The 20,996-nt window shown below is 62.8% G+C and carries 17 protein-coding genes; 6 read left to right on the top strand and 11 right to left on the bottom strand.

Annotated features, from left to right (window positions below; translation table 11 throughout):
* Positions 1-11: 11 nt before the first annotated feature.
* Both JMA46_RS05865 and JMA46_RS05860 read right to left on the bottom strand, forming a co-directional pair.
* Positions 12-1,388 (bottom strand): MmgE/PrpD family protein, encoded by a 1,377-nt coding sequence (locus JMA46_RS05865; protein ID WP_348770071.1) that lies wholly within the window; start codon positions 1,386-1,388, stop codon positions 12-14.
* Between the two features lie 311 nt (positions 1,389-1,699).
* Positions 1,700-2,659: a heme o synthase gene (locus JMA46_RS05860; RefSeq protein WP_303387559.1), complete on the bottom strand. Its 960-nt coding sequence runs from the start codon at positions 2,657-2,659 to the stop codon at positions 1,700-1,702.
* A gap of 434 nt (positions 2,660-3,093) precedes the next feature.
* Here JMA46_RS05860 and tkt point away from each other — a divergent pair, with 434 nt between their 5' ends.
* The 6 genes from tkt to pgl all read left to right on the top strand — a co-directional run bounded on the left by tkt (position 3,094) and on the right by pgl (position 11,443).
* Entirely contained in the window at positions 3,094-5,220 is a 2,127-nt protein-coding gene (gene tkt / locus JMA46_RS05855; RefSeq protein ID WP_348770070.1) for a transketolase, read from the top strand.
* 159 nt (positions 5,221-5,379) lie between these two features.
* Positions 5,380-6,501 (top strand): transaldolase, encoded by a 1,122-nt coding sequence (gene tal / locus JMA46_RS05850; protein WP_207344386.1) that lies wholly within the window; start codon positions 5,380-5,382, stop codon positions 6,499-6,501.
* 5 nt (positions 6,502-6,506) lie between these two features.
* Positions 6,507-8,144: a glucose-6-phosphate isomerase gene (locus JMA46_RS05845; RefSeq protein ID WP_207344385.1), complete on the top strand. Its 1,638-nt coding sequence runs from the start codon at positions 6,507-6,509 to the stop codon at positions 8,142-8,144.
* A 16-nt stretch (positions 8,145-8,160) separates the two neighbouring features.
* Positions 8,161-9,705: a glucose-6-phosphate dehydrogenase gene (gene zwf / locus JMA46_RS05840; RefSeq protein WP_207344384.1), complete on the top strand. Its 1,545-nt coding sequence runs from the start codon at positions 8,161-8,163 to the stop codon at positions 9,703-9,705.
* The gene (locus JMA46_RS05835; protein ID WP_207344411.1) at positions 9,702-10,643 is read left to right on the top strand and encodes a glucose-6-phosphate dehydrogenase assembly protein OpcA; all 942 of its coding nucleotides are present in this window, start codon (positions 9,702-9,704) and stop codon (positions 10,641-10,643) included. The genes zwf and JMA46_RS05835 overlap by 4 nt, the downstream gene beginning before the upstream one ends.
* The gene (pgl, locus tag JMA46_RS05830; RefSeq protein WP_207344383.1) at positions 10,640-11,443 is read left to right on the top strand and encodes a 6-phosphogluconolactonase; all 804 of its coding nucleotides are present in this window, start codon (positions 10,640-10,642) and stop codon (positions 11,441-11,443) included. The genes JMA46_RS05835 and pgl overlap by 4 nt, the downstream gene beginning before the upstream one ends.
* A 79-nt stretch (positions 11,444-11,522) precedes the next feature.
* Here the strand turns inward: pgl and secG are convergent, their stop codons facing one another.
* The 9 genes from secG to uvrC form a co-directional block, all read right to left on the bottom strand.
* Entirely contained in the window at positions 11,523-11,774 is a 252-nt protein-coding gene (gene secG, locus JMA46_RS05825; RefSeq protein ID WP_207344382.1) for a preprotein translocase subunit SecG, read from the bottom strand.
* 75 nt (positions 11,775-11,849) lie between these two features.
* On the bottom strand, positions 11,850-12,665 hold the full coding sequence (gene tpiA, locus JMA46_RS05820) for a triose-phosphate isomerase (RefSeq protein ID WP_207344410.1): 816 nt from the start codon (positions 12,663-12,665) through the stop codon (positions 11,850-11,852).
* A 108-nt stretch (positions 12,666-12,773) separates the two neighbouring features.
* Positions 12,774-14,012 (bottom strand): phosphoglycerate kinase, encoded by a 1,239-nt coding sequence (locus tag JMA46_RS05815; RefSeq protein ID WP_207344381.1) that lies wholly within the window; start codon positions 14,010-14,012, stop codon positions 12,774-12,776.
* Positions 14,013-14,020: 8 nt separating this feature from the next.
* The gene (gap, locus tag JMA46_RS05810) at positions 14,021-15,028 is read right to left on the bottom strand and encodes a type I glyceraldehyde-3-phosphate dehydrogenase (protein ID WP_207344380.1); all 1,008 of its coding nucleotides are present in this window, start codon (positions 15,026-15,028) and stop codon (positions 14,021-14,023) included.
* Between the two features lie 242 nt (positions 15,029-15,270).
* On the bottom strand, positions 15,271-15,894 hold the full coding sequence (locus JMA46_RS05805; protein ID WP_207344379.1) for a superoxide dismutase: 624 nt from the start codon (positions 15,892-15,894) through the stop codon (positions 15,271-15,273).
* Between the two features lie 107 nt (positions 15,895-16,001).
* A complete protein-coding gene (gene whiA / locus JMA46_RS05800; protein WP_207344378.1) occupies positions 16,002-16,982 on the bottom strand; it encodes a DNA-binding protein WhiA in 981 nt (326 codons plus the stop codon).
* A gap of 25 nt (positions 16,983-17,007) precedes the next feature.
* Positions 17,008-17,988 (bottom strand): uridine diphosphate-N-acetylglucosamine-binding protein YvcK, encoded by a 981-nt coding sequence (gene yvcK / locus JMA46_RS05795; RefSeq protein ID WP_210768593.1) that lies wholly within the window; start codon positions 17,986-17,988, stop codon positions 17,008-17,010.
* 17 nt (positions 17,989-18,005) lie between these two features.
* The gene (rapZ, locus tag JMA46_RS05790) at positions 18,006-18,926 is read right to left on the bottom strand and encodes an RNase adapter RapZ (protein ID WP_207344376.1); all 921 of its coding nucleotides are present in this window, start codon (positions 18,924-18,926) and stop codon (positions 18,006-18,008) included.
* 66 nt (positions 18,927-18,992) lie between these two features.
* On the bottom strand, positions 18,993-20,996 hold the full coding sequence (uvrC, locus tag JMA46_RS05785; RefSeq protein ID WP_207344375.1) for an excinuclease ABC subunit UvrC: 2,004 nt from the start codon (positions 20,994-20,996) through the stop codon (positions 18,993-18,995).

Raw genomic sequence — 20,996 nt, 5'->3', positions numbered from 1 at the left:
CGCATTGCGCCTCAGCGTGTGCGTGTCGTGCTGACACGCCCGAGTGCTGATGTAAGTGCCGTGATCTTCTCCTTTTCGAGGGAGCGGATGATCGCGATAATCTCGGCTCGGAGCCCGGCGTCGGCAAAGGGTTCGGCAAGCCGGGTGAACTTGCGTTCGGCGCCAGCCCAGCCCAGCGGGTCACTGTGGAAGCCCTCGTAGGCACTGTGCTCGGCGTGGTATTTTCCACCATCCGCCATCGAAATTTCCAGGAGCGCCGGCATCTCGTCGGGGAACCGTGCGGAGAACCCGTCATCGGGGCTGATCGAGACTTTCCGCATCAGCGCCTGCACGTCGTCGGCGGTGATGCGCGCTGGTTCGTATTGTCGGGGAAGGAGTTCGCCATCCAGCAGGGCGACACCGATCATCCAGGGCAGCGAGTGGTCGGCCTCCTCCTTCGTGCGCACGATCCGTTTGTCGCCCTCTTCGCCGCCGCCGATGATTGAATGCGCCACGTCGAAGGTGGTCAGGTGCACGCCCACGATGTTCTCGGAACGGAACCCATCTTGCTGACGGATGTCCAGTGCCGCCTCCAGCGCAGACTGCGAGTGGATCTCGGCGTCGTACTTCTTGATGATCGTGCGCCGCACCCGTTCTAGGTCCTCGCTGGCCCAGTCGATGTCAAACGGACCGGCGATGGTGTCCTTGAAGCCTTTGTTACCCTCGAATACCTCCGCCGGGCCGGTGATCCCGCGAGAGGCCAGGAGCGCAGCGAACACGCCTTCCTTCGCCACTTGCGGGTAGGCGAGTCCCTTCCAGTTACTCAGCGCACCGGTGCGGGTCACGCGCAGGGCGTTGTTGGCGGTGCCGCAGATCGCGATGGCGTTGGCGATTTGACCGACAGGAAGCCGAAGGGCTTTCGCTGCTGCTGCAGCCGCGGCGTAGGCGCCCTGCGTGGTGTGATCGAATCCCTTCGCCCTCACAGGCGCGACGTCGGAGAGCCGGGCCTGCACCTGGTAGGCGATGGCAAGGGCGGTAAGGAACTCTGCACCGCTGGCATCCACGCTCTCAGCGGCTGCGAGCACGGCTCCCAGGTTGTCTGAGGGGTGGTTCGTCTCACCCTTCGCCAGATAGGCGTCCATGAAGTCGAGGTATCGGCTCAGACCGCTGTTGTAGAACGCCGCCCGCTCCGGGGAGGTCTTGCCTCCACCGATGAGGGTGGCCTGCTCCGTGCCACCTAGATCGACCAGCAGCCCCCGGATCGCGACCATTGGTTTGGCGTCGAGAGCGCCGATGGCGACACCAATCGTGTCCAACACACGGACCTTCAGCTGGTCCAATGCCGCAACACTCATATCGAAAATGGACGCCGCCGAGACGAACGCCGCCAGATCCTGCACCTCGGTCACAGTTGCCAACCTCCGGACATCGCACCCACATCGACGCTACTTGCCGCTACGGGTCTCCTACTCCCAAGTTCCGCCGAAAGTGTCTTGCTGTCAAGGTATTTTTCGAGGCTAATCGCCCACGTCGCTTCCGGTCCCACACCGAGCAGGAAGGCCCGCACCCGACTTTCGCATGTTCAGTCGATCAATGCTCCCTGAAGGTGTCCCTGACCCGCTGCCACCAACGTAGCGGGCGGCACGAAAAAGCGGACGACACCCCCTCATTGGGAGGCACCGTCCGCCGTCGAAGGTTGGGGAAGGGGGGAGGAGAAGGGCTAGCCCATCAGGGCCGAGCCCACGAAGGGATCTACGGCCAGGGACAGGAACACCAGTGTCAGGTACGTGATGGAGGCGTGGAAGACCTTCATGGCGTTCTTCTTCGTGACCAGGTCCTTCTTGGAGTTGTTGTAGAGCGTATGGGCCTCGTACAGGAACCAGGCGCCGGCAGCGGCAGTGGTGACCGTGTAGACGATGCCGGCCCCGCCCAGCGGGATCATGAGCAGGGAACAGGCCACCATGGCCCAGGTGTAAAGCACAACCTGCACAGCCACGGTGCGTGAACCGGCTACGGCACCGAGCATGGGAACGTTCACGGCGTTGTAGTCGTCGCTGTAGCGCATGGACAGGGGCCAGTAGTGCGGTGGCGTCCACAGGAAGATGATCATGAAAAGAATCACAGCGGGCCACTGGACGGTGTTGGTCACGGCCGCCCACGCGATAAGAACTGGCATGCAGCCGGCCGCGCCACCCCACACGATGTTCTGCGTGGTGCGGCGCTTGAGGATCAGCGAGTACACCACCACGTACAGGAAGATAGCGCCAATGCCCAGCATGCCGGTGAGCGGGTTGATGCTCCACAGCAGAACCACGGCCACCACCGTCAAAATCCAGGAGAACACGAGCGCTTCACGCGGGGTGATGACGCCGGTAACCAGCGGGCGCTTGGATGTACGGTTCATGATCTTGTCGATGTCGCGGTCAATGTAGCAGTTGAACGCCCCGGATGCGCCAGCCGCCAACGCGCCGCCCACCATGGTCGCGAACATGAGCCACAGGCTCGGTACGCCGGCCTTGCCAGCGAAGCCGTGGGCATAAAACATGGTCGGCAAAGTGGTGACGAGAAGCAGTTCCACGACCCTCGGTTTTGTCAGGGCCAGGTAGCCCTTGGCCTTTTCCGAAAAACCAACCGAAACCTTTTGCGGAGTTTCGGTGGCCGGGCGATGCGTTGCACTCACGGGTATTGTCACCATGTTTCATTGTTGATTCGGCACAGATGATTCCCCCAGGACATGGCCGCTCCCACAAGGGAAATGCCAACGCGCAGGTTTGGAACACTACATATCATAGCCGCTCCCCCGCCGCCGCACTAAGGACGCCGCAGCGGACACACTGGAGAAGGAATGCGATGGAACTTCTCAACATGCGGAAACTAATCACATGGGCCCGTTTATCTCGTGTAACTTTAGAGACGTCCGACCCGGCCCGAACAGGCGGCACGCTTGCGTGCGGATTTCATAGTTCGTGCCCATGAAACGTCCCTTGCACTCTCCGGTGCACTATTGAGGGATGCAGGACTTTCGTGGAAACATGGTCGACGCTGGTTTTTAGTTTGTGGCGCATGCCTGCATGCGCCTGCACCATATATGCCCATAACGAGAGGGACCTGTCAGTGTCACATTTGGATTTGCCATCGTTCACCTGGACCGCCAACGATCAGCGAGCAGTGGACACTGCCCGAGTTCTGGCCGCTGACGCCGTTGAAAAGGTTGGCAATGGCCACCCGGGAACCGCCATGTCCCTGGCGCCCGCCGCGTATCTGCTGTTCCAAAAGGTCATGCGCCTTGACCCGTCCGATCCAGACTGGCTGGGCCGCGACCGCTTCATCCTCTCCCCCGGCCACACGTCCTTGACGCTGTATGTTCAGCTTTTCCTTTCCGGCTACGGCCTGGAACTCTCCGACCTCGAAGCGCTGCGCACCTGGGGCTCTTTGACCCCCGGCCACCCTGAGTACAAGCACACCAAGGGCGTTGAAATCACCACCGGGCCGCTGGGCCAAGGCCTGTCTTCCGCTGTTGGCTTTGCGTACTCACAGCGCCGCATGCGCGAGCTCATGGACCCCGACGCCGCACCCGGCACCAGCCCCTTCGACCACACCGTGTGGGTCATTGCCTCCGACGGCGACCTGCAGGAAGGTGTCACGAGCGAGGCTTCCAGCCTGGCCGGGCACCAGGAGCTGGGCAACATGGTGGTGGTATACGACTCCAACCACATCTCCATTGAAGACGACACCAACATTGCCTTCTCCGAAGACGTGCTCAAGCGCTACGAAGCGTACGGCTGGCATGTGCAGCGGGTGGACTGGACTAAGTCCGGCAAGTACGTAGAGGACGTCGAGGAGCTGCACGCAGCGCTTGCCGCTGCCAAGGCCGAGACGGGCAAGCCCTCCATTATTTCGCTGCGCACCATCATTGGCTACCCGGCACCGAAGAAGCAGAACACCGGCGGCATCCACGGCTCTGCCCTGGGCGCAGGCGAAGTTGCTGCCGTGAAGGAAATTCTGGGCTTCGACCCGGAAAAGCACTTCGACGTGGAACCGGCAGTGCTGGAACACGCCCGCGAAGTGGTCAAGCGCGGCGCCGAAGCACACAAGGAGTGGAACGCCGGCTTTGACGCCTGGGCCAAGGCCAACCCGGCGAACGCCACACTTCTTGAGCGTATCCAGAACAATGATCTGCCGGCCGGCTGGGAAGAGAACCTGCCCGCCTTTGAAGCTGGCAAGGATGTTTCCACCCGTGCGGCGTCCGGCAAGGTGCTCAACGCCATCGCCGATGTCCTGCCCGAACTGTGGGGCGGCTCCTGCGACTTGGCCGGCTCCAACAACACCACCCTTGAAGGCACCGGCTCCTTCGTTCCCACCTCGCGGCAGACGGACACCTGGTCCGGCGGCCCCTCCGGCCGTGTGCTGCACTTTGGCATCCGCGAGCATGCAGCCGCCGCGATCGTGAACGGCATCCACTTGGGCGGCCCCACCCGCGCCTACTCGGGCACGTTCCTGATCTTCAGCGATTACCAGCGCCCCGCCATCCGCCTGTCCGCGCTCATGGGAGTGCCGTCCATCTACGTGTGGACGCACGACTCCATCGGTCTGGGCGAGGACGGCCCCACACACCAGCCCGTCGAGCAGCTCGCCAGCCTCCGCGCGATCCCGGGTCTGGACGTGGTGCGCCCCGGCGACGCCAATGAAGTCGCCACGGCGTGGAAGAAGATCCTGGAACTCACGGACAATCCGGCCGGCATTGTGCTGACCCGCCAGAACATCCCCACGTACGCCCGCGGCACCGGCGCAGCCACCGCCACCGAATTCGCCTCAGCTGACGGCGTGGCACAGGGCGGGTACGTCCTGGCCGAGGCAGTGGTCGACGGCGCAGTGGTCACCCCCCAGGTGATCCTCGTTGCCACCGGTTCCGAGGTTCAGCTTGCGGTGGAAGCCCGCGAAGCACTGGCAGCGGAAGGCATCGGCGCCCGCGTCGTCTCCATGCCCTGTGTCGAGTGGTTCAACGCCCAGCCCGCAGAATACCGCGAGCAGGTCCTGCCGAAGGCTGTGAAGGCCCGCGTTTCCGTGGAGGCCGGACTGGCCCTGGGCTGGCGTGAAATCATCGGCGACGCCGGGCGTTCCATTTCGTTGGAGCACTTTGGCGCCTCCGCTGACTACAAGGTCCTGTTCAACGAATTTGGCATCACTGCCGACGCCGTCACGGCCGCAGCCAAGGACTCCCTGGCGGCAGCAACCCAGTAGCGGCACCGCCGGGTGGGCAGCCCTACACGCTTCGTGCACGGGCTGCCCACCCCGTTTCCCTGATTCCCTTGCCGTCAGCTATTGCCGACGGCAAGGGAATGGAATCCCCGCCTGCAATGCTGAACAATGCAGGGCCCTGAACTTTAAGGAAGTAGCAAAATGACCAACACCACACCCACCGCCGCTCTCTCCGCCGCCGGCGTCTCCATCTGGCTTGACGATCTCTCACGCACCCGCCTGAACAGCGGCAGCCTGGCCAAGCTCATCGAGGAAAAGAACGTTGTCGGCGTCACCACCAACCCCAGCATCTTCGAAGCGGCCATCACCAAAAGCGCCGACTACAAGCCGGAACTGAAGAAGTTCTCCGCCGCCGGTGTTGGCGCCGAAGATGCGGTGTTTGAACTCACCACGGCAGATGTTGCCGACGGTTGCGACCTCTTCGCCCCCATCGCCGAAGCGACCAAGGGAGTCGATGGCCGCGTCTCTATCGAGGTTGACCCGCGCAAGGCATGGGACACCGAAGGCACCATCGCCGAGGCCAAGCGCCTCTACGCCAAGGTGGACAAGAAGAACGTCTACATCAAGATCCCCGCAACGGTTGAGGGCTTGGAAGCCATCACGGCCACGGTGGGCGCGGGCATCAGCGTCAATGTGACCTTGATCTTCTCCCTCGAACGCTACCGCGCCGTTGTCAACGCATTCCTCAGCGGCCTCGAACTGGCCAAGACCAACGGCCACAACCTGGCCGACATCCACTCGGTGGCATCCTTCTTCGTCTCCCGCGTGGACTCGGAGATCGACAGCCGACTGGACGCCATTGGTACCGAGGAAGCAGCCGCACTGAAGGGCCAGGCCGGCCTGGCCAACGCACGCCTGGCCTACCAGGCGTTCGAGGAGATCTTCTCCTCCGAGCGCTGGGCACTGCTGGCCGACGCCGGTGCACTCCCCCAGCGTCCGCTGTGGGCTTCCACGGGAGTCAAGAACACGGCCTACCCCGACACGCTGTACGTCACCGAGCTCGTGGCAGCCAACGTCGTGAACACCATGCCCGAGAAGACGCTCGACGCGACGTTCGAGCACGGGGTGGTCACCGGCGACACCATCACCGGCACCTACGAAGATTCCAACGCGCTGCTCAACAAGCTCGAAGGCCTCGGCATCTCCTACAACGAGGTTGTGGCCCTGCTTGAAACTGAAGGCCTGGACAAGTTTGTCGCCAGCTGGAAAGAGCTGCTCAACCACGTCCAGGATGCCCTGGATGCTGCGGGTGCGGAAGGCTAAGAACCATGACATCACTGGCATTTGCGGCAACTGGTGCTGCCCAAGAAGCCGGCAGTACGTTCCTGTTGACCCTTGCCGCCGACCAGGTTGCCTCACGCATCTTCGCCAAGGACGCCACCTTGTGGGGCCCGGACGCTGAAGCCGAGTCAGCCATCCGGCTCGGTTGGGTGGAGGCGCCCGAGGTCTCCGCAGCCCTGCTCGAGGGCATCACCGCACTGCGCGATGAACTGCGTGGCGAGGGCATCAACCACATCGTGCTCTGTGGCATGGGCGGGTCCTCGCTGGCCCCTGAAGTCATCACGGCCACGGCCGGAGTTGAACTCACGGTCCTGGACAGCACGGATCCCGACCAGGTACGGGCAGCCGTCAGCGACCGCCTCGGATCAACGGCCATCGTGGTCTCCTCCAAGTCCGGTTCGACGCTGGAAACTGATTCCCAGCGCCGCATCTTCGAGCAGGAGTTCACGGCCGCCGGCATCGACGCCAAGTCACGCATCGTGATTGTCACCGATCCCGGCTCACCGTTGGACACGTCAGCTCGGGAGGCAGGATACCGCAAGGTATTCAATGCCGACCCCAACGTGGGCGGGCGCTACTCGGGGCTGACTGCCTTCGGCCTGGTCCCCTCGGGGCTGGCCGGTGCAGACATTGCCGCGCTGCTTGATTCAGCCGAGGAAGCGGCGGAAATGCTGCGCGACGACGACGTTGACAATGTTGGGCTGCGCCTCGGCGCAGCCCTGGGCGGAACGAAGCCACTGCGCAACAAGATTGTCATTGTCGATGAAGGCTCGGGAATGGTTGGCTTCGCGGACTGGGCCGAGCAGTTGCTGGCTGAGTCCACGGGTAAATCCGGAACCGGCGTCCTTCCTGTTGTGGCTCAACCTCATTCTCCCGAGGTCACGGCGGGTGCCCCGGACGTGCTGGTGGTACGCCTCATTGCCGGGGACGCCGACGTCGAACTTCGCGAAAACGAAGTGAGCATTGCCGGAAGCTTGGGTGCACAGATGATGGTGTGGGAATTTGCCACCGCCGTCGCCGGACGCCTGCTGGGCATCAACCCCTTCGACCAGCCCGATGTCGAAGCGGCCAAGACCGCCGCACGTGGCCTGCTTGACGCGACACCTGCCGCCACACCGGCGCTATTCACTGACGGTGCCATCGAGGTGCGCACTGCCAACGACGACGCCGGATGGCTGGCTGGCGCTGCCACGCTCGGCGAGGCTCTGACCGCCTTGTCCGGCACGCTTGCCGAGGACGGCTATCTCAGCGTCCAGATGTACCTCGACAGGCTTGCCCACGCTCCCCTGGCCGCGATCCGGGACGAGCTGGCGCAAGTCACGCAGCGTCCAGTCACGTTTGGCTGGGGTCCGCGTTTCCTGCATTCAACGGGCCAGTTCCACAAGGGTGGACCCGCCGTGGGTGTTTTCCTACAGGTGACCGGAACCGCAGCGCAGGACCTGGCAATTCCGGAACGGCCCTTCAGTTTTGCTGAACTGATCGCTGCCCAGGCAGCCGGGGATGCCGCCGTGCTGGCAGCCCATGGCCGCCCGGTGCTGCGACTGCACCTGACGGACGTGGCCGCCGGCGTGGCTCAACTTAAACAGGCGGCGGCAGCACTTGCCGCCCGCCCACTCGACGCATAAGGGTACCTCCCAAAAGATGTCTAACTCTGCCTCAAATCATAATGAAAACCCGCTCCGGGACAGCCGCGACCGCAGGCTGTCCCGCGTTGCGGGCCCATCGTCACTGGTGCTCTTTGGAGTGACCGGGGACTTGGCACGCAAGAAACTCATGCCTGCCGTGTACGACCTGGCCAACCGCGGCCTGCTCCCGCCCAGTTTTGCCCTAGTGGGCTTTGCCCGCCGTGCCTGGGCCGACGAGGACTTTGCCGCCGAGGTCAAGACTTCCGTCCAGGCACACTGCCGCACCCCGTTTGATGAGGCCGTCTGGAACCAGCTGCGCGAGGGTATCCGCTTTGTCCAGGGCGAGTTTGACGACGACGAGGCCTTTGAACGGCTGAAGACGACGCTGGCCGAGCTTGATGAAGTCCGCGGCACCCGAGGCAACCATGCCTTCTACCTCTCGATCCCGCCCAAGGCCTTTGAATTGGTCTGCCGCCAGCTCTCCGACCACGGACTCGCACAGACAGAGGATGAGAGCTGGCGCCGCGTCGTCATCGAGAAGCCCTTCGGCCATAACCTGGCGTCAGCCCGTGCCCTCAATGACATCGTGGAGTCTGTCTTCCCGGCGGACGCCGTGTTCAGGATCGATCACTATCTGGGCAAGGAAACAGTCCAGAACATCCTGGCCCTGCGCTTTGCGAACCAGTTCTTTGAGCCGCTGTGGAACGCCAACTACGTGGACCACGTGCAGATCACCATGGCCGAGGACATTGGCACCGGTGGCCGGGCCGGCTATTACGACGGCGTGGGCGCAGCCCGCGATGTCATGCAAAACCACCTATTACAGCTCTTGGCGCTGACGGCCATGGAGGAGCCCATCTCCTTCAACGCGGACCACCTGCGCTCTGAAAAGGAAAAGGTGCTGGCAGCGGTCAAATTGCCTGAGGACCTGTCCAAGCATTCTGCGCGCGGCCAGTTCTCTGGAGGCTGGCAGGGCGGCGAGCAGGTGCTCGGCTATCTGGAAGAGGAGGGCATTGCCCCCGACTCCACGACCGAAACCTACGCCGCCATCCGCCTTGACATCCACACCAGGCGCTGGGACGGCGTCCCGTTCTATCTGCGCACGGGCAAACGCCTGGGTCGGCGCGTGACGGAAATTGCCGTCATGTTCAAACGCGCCCCCAACCTGCTGTTCACCGACCACGCAGAGGACGACTTCGGCCAAAACGCCGTCGTGATCCGGGTTCAGCCCGACGAGGGCGTGACCATCAGGTTTGGTTCCAAAGTTCCGGGAACGCAGATGGAGGTCCGCGACGTCACGATGGACTTCGGCTACGGGCATGCTTTCACCGAATCAAGCCCAGAAGCGTATGAGCGGCTGATTCTCGACGTGTTGCTGGGAGAGCCGCCATTGTTCCCCCGCCATGGTGAAGTGGAACAGTCCTGGAAGATCCTCGACCCGTTTGAGGAATTCTGGGCAGCAGAGGGCGTGCGGCCCGAAAGTTATGAACCAGGGAGCTGGGGCCCTGCCTCGGCCGAAGAACTATTGAAACGAGACGGAAGGACGTGGCGCAGGCCGTGATAGTTGAACTGCCCAATACAACAACTTCCAAAATCACCAAGGAAATTGTCAAGATGCGCGAGCAGGGCGGCGTTGTCGCTCTGGGACGTGTTTTGACCCTTGTGGTGATCACCCGCACTGGATTTGAAGAAGAAGCGATCGCGGCGGCCAACCTGGCCAGCCGTGAGCATCCGTGCCGCATCATCGTGCTGGCCGCAGGATCCGCTGATGAGCCCAACCGGCTCGACGGCGAAATCCGGGTGGGCGGCGACGCCGGCGCCTCGGAAGTCATCGTCCTACGCGGGCAGGGGGAATTGGCGGCGGAAAGCGAGTCGCTGGTTTCAGCGCTGCTGCTTCCGGACGCCCCCATCGTGGCCTGGTGGCCGCAGGACGCCCCGGAGATTCCCAGCAAGTCACCCGTGGGGCGGATTGCGCACCGGCGCATTACCGATTCAGGCAATGCCGGTGACCCGCGTGAAGCGCTGAAGCACATCGCCGAAAGCTATGCTGCTGGCGACACCGATTTGGCTTGGACACGCCTGACAAATTGGCGCATCCAGCTTGCTGCGGCTTTGGATCAGTACGATCCCCGCAACCCCGTCACGGGGTTGCGCGTGGCAGGCACCAGCGACTCCCCCAGCACGTTGCTGCTCGCTTCCTGGCTCTACCGGGCACTGGATGTGCCCATCACTGTCTCCGAAGCTCCCGGCAGCACAGGCATCCACTCGGTGGTCATAGAGCGCGCAGACGGCAATGTTGACCTGACCCGTCCGGGTTCGATGGATGCCATCTTGTCGCAGCCGGGCCAGCCCCAGCAGCACGTGGCTTTGCCGCGCCGCTCGCTGCAGGACTGCCTGGCGGAAGAGTTGCGCCGGTTGGACCCCGATGAAGTGTTTGGTGAAGTGGTCACCGAGGGCCTGCTGAGGCTGTTGGCTGAAGAGAAGGTTGGACACCCATGAGTTCGAACGTACGGATCACCCTGCACCCCTCCTTTGAGGTGTTGGCAGCCACGACGGCGGCACGGCTGATCACCCGCTTGCTGGATGTACAAAGCGAACGCGGCGAAGCCACCGTGGTGCTGACAGGTGGCAGTGTTGGCATTGCCACCTTGCGCGAGGTGGCGAAGTCACCGGCACACCTTGCCGTTGACTGGGGCAAGGTGAACTTCTGGTTCGGCGACGACAGGTTCGTGCCGGCCGGCTCGGCCGATCGCAACTGCCTTCAGGCCGCAGAGGCGCTTCTGGACCACGTTCCGGTGGATCCGTCCCGCGTCCACACCATGGCGGCTTCAGACACTGTTGACGGGCTGGAGGAGGCCGTTGCGCAGTATGCGGCAGAGTTGGCTGCTGCCGCCCAAACCGAATGGGAGAACGACGACGCGTCCCCGGCGCAAGCGCCTGCCTTCCCCCGGTTTGACGTTCTGTTGTTGGGTCTTGGCCCCGACGCACACATCGCCTCGCTCTTCCCCGAGATGGCGGGCATCCGCACGAAGGGTGTGTCCGTCGTCGGCGTACGCAATTCGCCCAAGCCGCCGCCGTTGCGTGTCTCCTTGACCCTTGAGGTCATCAACTCAGCTCAGGAGATCTGGCTTGTGGCTGCGGGGGCTGACAAGGCTGCGGCAGTGGGCCTTGGCCTTGCCGGTGCCAACGCCGTCCAGGTGCCGGCCTCGGGTGCCCGCGGCATCAACAAGACGATGTGGCTGTTGGACCAGACTGCTGCTGCGAAGGTGCCGGGAGCGCTCATGCGCGGCGAGCACTAGAACCTGTCAGTAAAAAGAGGTCCCACCCGGCATGTACCGGGCGGGACCTCTTTTTGCTTGTTCTTGCGTGGAGCAGAATCTAGTTGACGTTTCCATAGGACATAATGAGGCCCAGGCCGATGATGACCGCGCCCCATACCAGGCCCAAGATCACGGTGAAGCGGTTGAGGTTGCGCTCAGCCACACCGGAGGAACCGAGGTTTGAGCTCATGCCACCACCAAACATGTCTGACAGGCCGCCGCCGCGCCCCTTGTGCAGCAGGATCAACAAGGTCAGCAGCAAGCTGGTGACACCCAGGAGAATCTGCAGGGCAATTTGTAGTGTTTGCACTAGTGGCCTTTCGCCATGTTAACGATTTGGGTAAAGTCTAGCGTTGTCCACTGGCACATAGCCAATGCGCAGGCGCTACTTGGTGACGAGATGCTTTTCAAAACGGGCAATGCTGGCGAATTCGCCGGCATCCAAGCTCGCCCCGCCCACCAACACGCCGTCGACGTCGCGCTCGGCCATGATGGCACCGACGTTGCTGGCCTTGACCGAGCCACCGTACAGCAGGCGGGTCTTGGCTGCGGTTTCACCGTCAAACAGTTCAGCGAGTTCAGCGCGGATCGCTGCACACATCTCCTGGGCGTCGGCAGGTCCGGCAACTTCTCCGGTGCCGATGGCCCAAACGGGTTCGTAGGCTATGACAAGCTTCGCGGCCTGCTCGGCGCTCAGGCCGGCAACTCCACCACGAACCTGGGCCAGTGTGTGTTCCACGTGGGTGCCAGCCTGACGGATCTCAAGGCCTTCACCTGCACACAGAACGGGAGTGACGTCATTGCGGAACGCTGCCTTGACCTTGGCGTTGAGCAGTTCGTCGCCCTCGCCGTGAATGCTGCGGCGTTCGCTGTGTCCCACCAGCACATAGGTGCAGCCGAGCTTGTTCAGGAACCCACCTGAGATGTCCCCTGTGTAGGCGCCGGAGTCCTGCTCGGAAAGGTCCTGCCCACCATAAACCAGCTCAAGCTTGTCACCCTGCACCAGAGTCTGGACGCCGCGCAGGTCGGTGAAAGGGGGGAAGACGGCAACTTCCACCCGGCTAAAGTCGTGGCGTGCGTCGGAAAGGGTCCAGGCGAGCTTCTGCAGCAACGTGATGCCTTGAACATGGTCCATATTCATCTTCCAGTTGCCCGCGATCAGCGGTGTCCGGTCGAAGCTGCCATTGGTTGACGTTGTCATCATTTTCTCGTTTCTTGCATCACTTTAAGTACAACTGAGTCAATTCTGAGCCGAAAGTCGGTTCCGGCAAAAAGTGGCGGCAGGGAAACCCTGCCGCCACTTGTGGTCCTAGCGGTCGAGCGCGAGCAGGCCCGGAAGTTCCTTGCCTTCAAGGTACTCCAGGCTGGCTCCGCCGCCCGTGGAGATGTGCCCGAACGATTCATCGGCAAAGCCCAGTGAACGAACTGCCGAGGCAGAGTCGCCGCCGCCTACCACGGTGAATCCGCCGTTGCTGCTGTTCTCGCTCAGTGCACCGGCAACTGCGCGGGTCCCTTCGGCAAATGCGGGGAACTCGAACACACCCATGGGACCGTTCCAGAACACGGTCTTTGCCGTGCCAATGGCAGCGGCAAAAGCCGCACCGGAGTCAGGGCCAATGTCCAAGCCCAAACCGTTTGCACCGAAGGCGCTGGCCTCAATGGCGTCGGCTGCAACCACTTCGTGCTGTGCGTCGGCTGCGAAGCTTGCCGCAACGACAACGTCGGTGGGCAAGACGAAACTGGTACCGGCTTCCGCGGCACGGGCCAAGTAGTCCTTGACCACCGGGATCTGATCCACTTCAAGCAGCGAGGCGCCCACCTTGTGGCCTTGTGCAGCAAGGAAAGTAAACAGCATTCCTCCGCCAACAAGGATTGAATCTGCCTTGCCAATGAGGTTGTCAATGACGGCCAGCTTGTCCGAAACCTTGGAACCGCCCAGCACCACCACATAGGGTCGTGCTGAATCGGTGGTCAGCTTCCGCAGCACTTCCAGCTCTGCTCGCACCAGGTCACCCTGGTACGACGGCAGCGCCTTGGCGATGTTATACACGCTGGCATGCTTGCGGTGGACGGCGCCAAACGCATCGTCCACATAGGCGCCGTTGTCTCCCGTGAGGGAGGCGAGCTCGGCAGCAAAAGCCGCGCGTTCGCCGTCGTCCTTGGACGTCTCACGAGCGTCAAAGCGGACGTTCTCCAGCACCAGCACCGAACCGTCGGCCAGGGATTCAGCTGCAGCCTTTGCAGCGGGGCCTGTGGTGTCCGCAGCAAGCGTTGCCTGCAATGCGGGTGCCAACTCGGCCAGCCGTGCAACGGCAGGAGCGAGCGAATACTTGGCTTCGGGGGCGCCCTTGGGACGGCCCAAGTGAGCTGCCACGAGGACACGCGCACCGGCGTTGGCCAATGCCGTGATGACCGGCAGGGACGCCTTGATGCGTCCATCGTCGCTGACGAGTGAGCCGTCGAGCGGCACGTTCAGGTCACTTCGAACCAGAACGTACCGCCCGCGGACACCTTCATCGATGAGTTCGCTGAGGGTGTGGAGTGTCATTCGTATCCTTAGAGTTTGGAGCCGACGAGTTCAGTCAGGTCGACCAGGCGGTTGGAGTAGCCCCACTCGTTGTCGTACCAGGAGACTACCTTGACTTGGTTTCCGATGACCTTGGTCAGGCCGGAGTCAAAGATGGACGACGCCGGGTCCCCGACGATGTCCGAGGAGACGATGGGGTCTTCGGTGTAGACCAGGTAACCGGCGAGCTTGCCTTCAGCAGCGGCTGCCTTGTAGGCGGCGTTCACTTCGGCGACGGTGACCTCGCGACTGACCGTGACGGTCAGGTCCGTGGCGGAACCTGTGGGGACGGGCACGCGGATGGCGTAGCCGTCCAGCTTGCCCTTCAGCTCCGGCATGACCAGGCCGATCGCTTTGGCTGCACCGGTGGAGGTGGGGATCATGTTGATGGCTGCTGCACGTGCACGGCGCAGATCCCTGTGGGGGCCGTCCTGCAGGTTCTGGTCCGCCGTGTAGGCGTGGATGGTGGTCATCAGGCCATGCTCGATGCCGAAGTTGTCGTTGAGCACCTTGGCCAGCGGGCCGAGGCAGTTCGTGGTGCACGATGCGTTGGAGATGATGTGGTGCGTTGCGGGGTCGTACAGCTCGTCGTTGACGCCGAGGACGACGGTGAGGTCTTCGTCGGAGGCCGGTGCGGAGATGAGGACCTTCTTGGCGCCGGCATCGATGTGCTTCTGTGCGTCGGCGGCCTTGGTGAAGAAGCCAGTGGACTCGATGACGATGTCCACGTTCAACTCGCCCCAGGGCAGGTTGGCAGGATCGCGCTCGGCAAACACGGTGACGGTCTTGCCGTCTACAACAAGGTGTCCGTCCACGACTTCCACGGAAACAGGCAGGCGACCGCTAACGGAGTCGTACTTGAGCAGGTGGGCCAGAGCCTCGGGGCTGGTCAAGTCATTGACGGCAACAATTTCAATGTCTGCACCCTGGGCCAGGACTGCGCGGAAGTAGTTGCGGCCGATGCGGCCGAAGCCGTTGATTCCAATACGAGTAGTCACGATAGTTCTCTCCTTGGTGCTCATGCGAGCACGCGTAGTGAGGTTGAAGGTCACCTTCAACCGTTGTTTCCCGCACGACGTTGGGCAGAGACTTACTTGTGTGGCGCGTTGCAGGGCAACCGCCGTGATCTATATTACTTACTTTGGGGCCCGCTCCGGAAATCTTACGGAGCGGGCCCCAAATATTGCATGTGCCAGCTGCGTCTTCGCAGCCTTGGGGCCCTGCATCTCGGGCCTTGTGCCTACGGCAGGATCAGGCCCGTGGCGTTCTTGCTGGCCGCTGCGAAACGCTTGGAGACGTCCGCCCAGTTCACAATGTTCCAGAAGGCCTTGACGTAGTCTGCCTTCACATTGACATAGTCGAGGTAGAAAGCGTGCTCCCACATGTCCAGCATGAGCAGCGGGGTCGTGGCTACGGGGATGTTGCCCTGCTGGTCGAACAGCTGCTCGATGAGCAGGTTGCCGCCGAGGCCTTCAAAGGACAGCAGCGCCCATCCGGAGCCCTGGATGCCCATGGCTGCAGCTGTGAAGTGCGCGCGGAAAGCGTCAAAGGAACCAAAGGCGTCGTCAATGGCTGCGGCCAGTTCACCCTCGGGCTTATCTCCGCCTTCGGGGGAAAGGTTGTTCCAGAAGATCGAGTGGTTGGTGTGACCGCCCAAGTTGAAGGCCAAATCCTTGGAGTACTTGGCGACGTTGGCGAAGTTGTTGCTTTCGCGGGCTTCGGCGAGCTGGTCCATTGCAGTGTTCGCGCCAGCCACATAGGCGGCGTGGTGCTTGCTGTGGTGCAGTTCCATGATGCGGGCGGAAATATTCGGTTCCAGGGCAGCGTAATCATAGCTGAGTTCCGGAAGTGTGTACTTAGTCACTGTTCCTCCATTGCGATTCTTCTTGGTGTCTGACCGGAGCCGAGCGCCGGCCGCAGAACCACCGTCTCTGCGGCGGTTCTGCTCTCTACTCTTTCATACTAGGCGCCCTAGCCATCGAGCATGTCAAAAGTGACATTCGACTCAGTGCCCGGTATACCAGCATCTTTCGCCTTTTTGTCTGCCATGGCAAGCAGGCGCCGGATCCGTCCGGCAATGGCGTCCTTCGTCAACGGCGGGTCGGCAAGCCTGCCCAGCTCGTCAAGACTCGCCTGCTTGTGGGCCACGCGCAGCGCCCCGGCATACTTCAAGTGGTCAGGGACGTCCTCACCCAGAATTTCCAGAGCCCGTTCAACGCGGGCGCCGGCCGCGACGGCGGCCTGTGCCGAGCGGCGCAGATTGGCGTCGTCGAAGTTGGCCAGGCGGTTGGCCGTGGCCCGCACTTCCTTGCGCATGCGCCGTTCCTCCCAGACAAGGAACGTGTCATGGGCACCCATGCGCACCAACAGTGCGGCGATGGTGTCGCCGTCACGAATGACCACGCGGTCGATGCCCCGCACGTCACGGGCCTTGGCGGAAATGTCCAGCCGCCGAGCAGCACCCACCAGCGCCAGTGCTGCTTCGGGGCCGGGGCAGGTGACTTCAAGGGCTGAGGAACGCCCTGGTTCCGTCAGCGATCCATGGGCCAGGAATGCCCCGCGCCATACAGCCTCGGCGTCAGCGGTGGAGCCGTTGACGACGGCGGACGGCAGGCCGCGCACGGGCCGGCCCCGCCCGTCCAGCAAACCGCTCTGCCGGGCAAGTGCCTCGCCGTCGCGCACTACACGCACCACATAGCGGCTGCCGCGGCGCAGGCCACCGCCAGAAACCACCACGATTTCACTTTGATGCCCATACATTTCGGCAATGGCCGCCCGCAGGCGCCGCGCGGTGGCCGCTGTGTCCACTTCGGCTTCAATGACAATGCGTCCGGAGACGATGTGAAGCCCGCCGGCAAAGCGCAGCAGTGCTGACACTTCGGCCTTGCGCACCGAGGATTTCTTCACGTCGAGCCGGGACAATTCCTCTTTAACGGCAGCTGTCAGCGCCATGGTTCAGCCTTCACTTTCACAAGCATTAGTGTTCCCCAAAAATATCGCGGTATGCCGCTGCCAGGCGCAGCGGGTCGTGGACGGCTGTGCCGGTGGAACTTCCCACTTGGGCAAAGACAACCTCTGCCCCGATCATGGCGGCTGCTTCCTTGAACTCGGCCAGATCTCCCACGGAATGCGGGTCGGCCAGCACAACGTCAACACTGAAGTTGGGTGCGTAGCGGGAGATCACATGCAAGTGGTCGGCTGCGTTCATGCCCACCGCCTCGGCATCATTGACGTCCAGGTTCATGGTGAGCAGGCGTTTGGCACTGGTGCTGCACAACGCCTCACGCATTGTCGGCAGCAGCAGGTGCGGCAGCACCGAGGTATACCAGGAACCTGGCCCCAGCACCACCCAGTCGGCGTTGCGAATGGCCGCGACGGCTTCGGTGCAAGCCGGGGCATCCTGCGGCACGAGCTGCACGTTTTCCACTTCGCCTGCTTTGGCCAGCAGTGACTGGCCGCTGATCAGCTGCCCTGGTGTCCCGTTGCCCCGCACGTACCCTTCAATGGTCAACGGGACGCTGGCCATGGGGAGCACCTCCCCGCGTGCGCCCAACAGGGCACCAGCCCAGCGCAGGCCTGCCACGGTGTCTCCCAGCAGCTCCCACAGGGTGACGATGAGTAGGTTCCCGAGAGCGTGGTTGTCCAGCGACCCGTTGACGCCTTCCTTGGAGCTGAAGCGGTGCTGCATGACATCACGCCACGTGCGGCCCCAGTCGGTGTCATCGCACAGCGCGGCCAGGGCCATCCGCAGGTCTCCCGGCGGAAGGACACCCAACTCTTCGCGCAGGCGTCCGGAGGAGCCGCCGTCGTCCGCGACAGTGACAACGGCGGTGATGTTCCCTGTCAGCAGGCGCAGCGCAGACAGGGATGCGGACAGGCCGTGCCCGCCTCCGAGCGCGGCAACGCGCACACCGGCGTCGGGGCTTGGCAGTTTGCTCGCCGCCGGGATGATCGGCAGGATTCCCGTGTACACGCTTACTCCCTGCCCAGATCGCGGTGCCGGATGCTGGTGGTTACACGCGGCAGCTGGCTCAGGCGCTTTGCCAATTCAATGGCGACTGCTACCGAGCGATGCTTGCCACCGGTGCAACCAACGGCGATCGTGGCGTAGTGCTTGTTTTCGCGGCGGTAGCCCTCAAGCACCGGTTCCAGGGCGTGGACATAGCGGTCAACGAAGTCCGCAGCCCCATTGTCCTTGAGCACAAAGTTGCTGACGGCCTCATCCTGGCCGGTCAGCGGGCGCAGCTGGGGAATCCAGTGCGGGTTGGGGATGAAGCGTACGTCCGCCACATAGTTGGCATCCACTGGCAGACCGTACTTGAAGCCAAAGCTCATCACCGTCAGACTCAACACCACGGGCCCTGATTCGGAGAATAGTTCCGTGACAGCCGTGCCGAGCTGGTGGACGTTCATGACGGAGGTGTCAAGCACGATTTCCGCCTGTGACTTCATCTCCGCCAGCAGCAGCCTTTCGGCCGCAATGCCATCAAGGATTCGTCCGTCCCTTTGGAGCGGGTGCGGGCGGCGGCCTTGTTCGAAGCGGCGGACCAGGGTGTCGTCGCTGGCATCCAGGAACAGCACCCGGTAGCCCACCCCGGCTGCGGAAAGCGCGTTCAGGGACTCCCGAATGTCGGCAAAGAGCGCCTTGCCGCGAACATCGACGACGACGGCGAGCTTGGGCAGCGCTGCCGGCATCCGTGCCACGAGCTCGGACAAGGTGCCCAGCATCTGCGGGGGCAGGTTCTCAATGACGTACCAGCCGTGGTCCTCCAGGGCGTTGGCAGCAGTGCTGCGTCCGGCCCCGGACATGCCCGTGACCACCAGCAGTTCCGATTCAACAGGCTTCACGGGTGTCAGTTCCACGTCTTCGACGGTTGGGTCTTGCTGTTCGGTCATTGCTCTTCCCTGTCGGTTGGTTGCCTGTGCGTGGCGGACGTTGTTGGCCGCTGCCACCCTGCAAGCCTAGTCAAGAATCTCGCCGGTGGTCATATTCACTGCCGGAGCAGCTTCTTCGACGGTGCCGGCGCCTGCTCCTGCCGCGTTGACGGTGTCAAAAATCGCTTGTGCCAGCACAGGGCCAATGCCCTTCGCCTCCGCAAGTTCTTCCAAACTGGCCGAGCGTATTTTCTTCAGCGAGCCAAAATGCGCCAGCAGGTTCTTCTGCTTGGCCACACCCATCCCTGGAACGGTGTCAAGGATTGAGGCAGTCATGGCCTTGCCACGTTTGGCGCGGTGGAACGTGATGGCGAAGCGGTGTGCTTCGTCACGGATGCGTTGTAGCAGATACAACCCTTCCGACGACCGTGGCAGGATCACGGGGAAGTCGCTGCCGGGCACCCACACTTCTTCCAGCCGCTTGGCCAGGCCCACCACGGCGACGTCGTCAATGCCCAGCTCGGCAAGGGCGCGGGCGGCAGCATTGACCTGGGGCACGCCGCCGTCCACCACCACCAGGTTGGGCGGGTAGGCAAACTTGGATTTGGGCAGCATCCCGGGCTCGTCCGCACCCATCGGCTGAGCGGCACCGACTTCCCCGCTGACGGACACCTGTTGGGCGCGTTCTGCTTTTTCCGCAAGGTAGTTCTTGAAGCGCCGGGTGATCACGTCATGCATGGAGGCTGTGTCGTCGATGGCAGCGTCACCGGTGATGGCGAACTTGCGGTATTCGCTCTTCTTGGACAGTCCGTCTTCCACCACCACCATCGATGCCACCACGTTGGTGCCCTGCACGTGGGAGATGTCATAACACTCGATGCGCAGCAGTGGCATGGGCAGTTCGAGGGCCTCCTGCAGCTCCTGCAGGGCCAGGGAACGGATGGTGAGGTCGCCCGCGCGTCGTGATTTGTGCAAAATCATGGCCTGGCGCGCATTAGCCTGGACAGTGTCCATCAGCGCCGCCTTGTCCCCGCGTTGGGGCACCTTGATGGACACCTTGCCGTGGCGCAGCCCACCCAGCCACACCGCCAGTTCTTCATGGTTGGAGGGAAGTTCGGGCACAAGGATTTGCCGCGGTATGGCCTCGGGCTGCCCTGCCTCCTCGCCGTAGACCTGCTGCATGAGGCGCTCCCACAGTTCAGCGGGCGTGGCGTCCTCCACCTTTTCCACCACCCAGCCGCGCTGGCCCTTGATGCGCCCGCCGCGCACGTAAAAAACTTGGACCGCGGCTTCGAGTTCATCTTGTTCGATGGCGAAGATATCCACATTCGTGTCCTCGGACAACACCACGGCGTTGCGTTCAAAGACCTTGCGCAGGGCGATGATGTCATCGCGCAGCCGGGCTGCCAACTCGTAGTCAAGTTCGGCCACTGCGGCAGCCATTTGCTTTTCCAGGTCCACGATAAAGCGTTTCGCTTCCCCGCTCATGAAGTCGCAGAAGTCCTGCGCCAGTGCTTTGTGGTCCTCGATGCTGATGCGTCCCACGCAGGGGGCTGCGCACTTGTCGATGTAGCCCAACAGACAGGGGCGTCCGCTGCGTTCGGCACGGCGCAGCACCCCCGGACTGCAACTGCGCACGGGGAACACGCGCAGTAGCGTGTCCATGGTTTCGCGGATGGCCCCGGCCGTATAGGGACCAAAGTATTTTGTGCCCTTGCGTCGTTCCCCGCGCATGACTTGGACCCGCGGAAACTTTTCCCCCATGGAAACGGCCAGATAGGGGTACGTTTTGTCGTCCCGGAACGCCAGGTTGTAGCGGGGGGTGAATTCCTTGATCCACGTGTATTCGAGTTGCAGCGCCTCAAGTTCACTGCCCACGATGGTCCACTGCACACTGGCAGCGTGGTGGACCATGGCATGGGTTTTGGGCAGCAAAGTGGCGGGGTTGGCAAAGTACGAGTTCAGGCGCGAGCGGAGGTTTTTAGCCTTGCCGACGTAGATGATGCGCCCGTTCTCGTCCCGGAAACGGTAGACGCCGGGATCTGTGGGAATTTCGCCCGGTTTGGGCCTGTAGCTTTCTGGATTTGCCAT

Origin of the sequence: Arthrobacter sp. E3 (genome assembly GCF_017353415.1) — a bacterium.
Classification (GTDB): domain Bacteria; phylum Actinomycetota; class Actinomycetes; order Actinomycetales; family Micrococcaceae; genus Specibacter.
The sequence above is the reverse complement of the archived record's forward strand: the minus strand, read 5'-3'. Positions and strand labels throughout refer to the sequence as shown.

Bases quoted from the DNA above. Each gene is read 5' to 3' on its own strand.
- tal (WP_207344386.1), top strand. From the start codon at position 5,380: ATGACCAACACCACACCCACCGCCGCTCTCTCCGCCGCCGGCGTCTCC.
- JMA46_RS05845 (WP_207344385.1), top strand. From the start codon at position 6,507: ATGACATCACTGGCATTTGCGGCAACTGGTGCTGCCCAAGAAGCCGGC.
- zwf (WP_207344384.1), top strand. From the start codon at position 8,161: ATGTCTAACTCTGCCTCAAATCATAATGAAAACCCGCTCCGGGACAGC.
- pgl (WP_207344383.1), top strand. From the start codon at position 10,640: ATGAGTTCGAACGTACGGATCACCCTGCACCCCTCCTTTGAGGTGTTG.
- tpiA (WP_207344410.1), bottom strand. From the start codon at position 12,665: ATGACAACGTCAACCAATGGCAGCTTCGACCGGACACCGCTGATCGCG.
- JMA46_RS05815 (WP_207344381.1), bottom strand. From the start codon at position 14,012: ATGACACTCCACACCCTCAGCGAACTCATCGATGAAGGTGTCCGCGGG.
- whiA (WP_207344378.1), bottom strand. From the start codon at position 16,982: ATGGCGCTGACAGCTGCCGTTAAAGAGGAATTGTCCCGGCTCGACGTG.
- rapZ (WP_207344376.1), bottom strand. From the start codon at position 18,926: ATGACCGAACAGCAAGACCCAACCGTCGAAGACGTGGAACTGACACCC.
- uvrC (WP_207344375.1), bottom strand. From the start codon at position 20,996: ATGGCAAATCCAGAAAGCTACAGGCCCAAACCGGGCGAAATTCCCACA.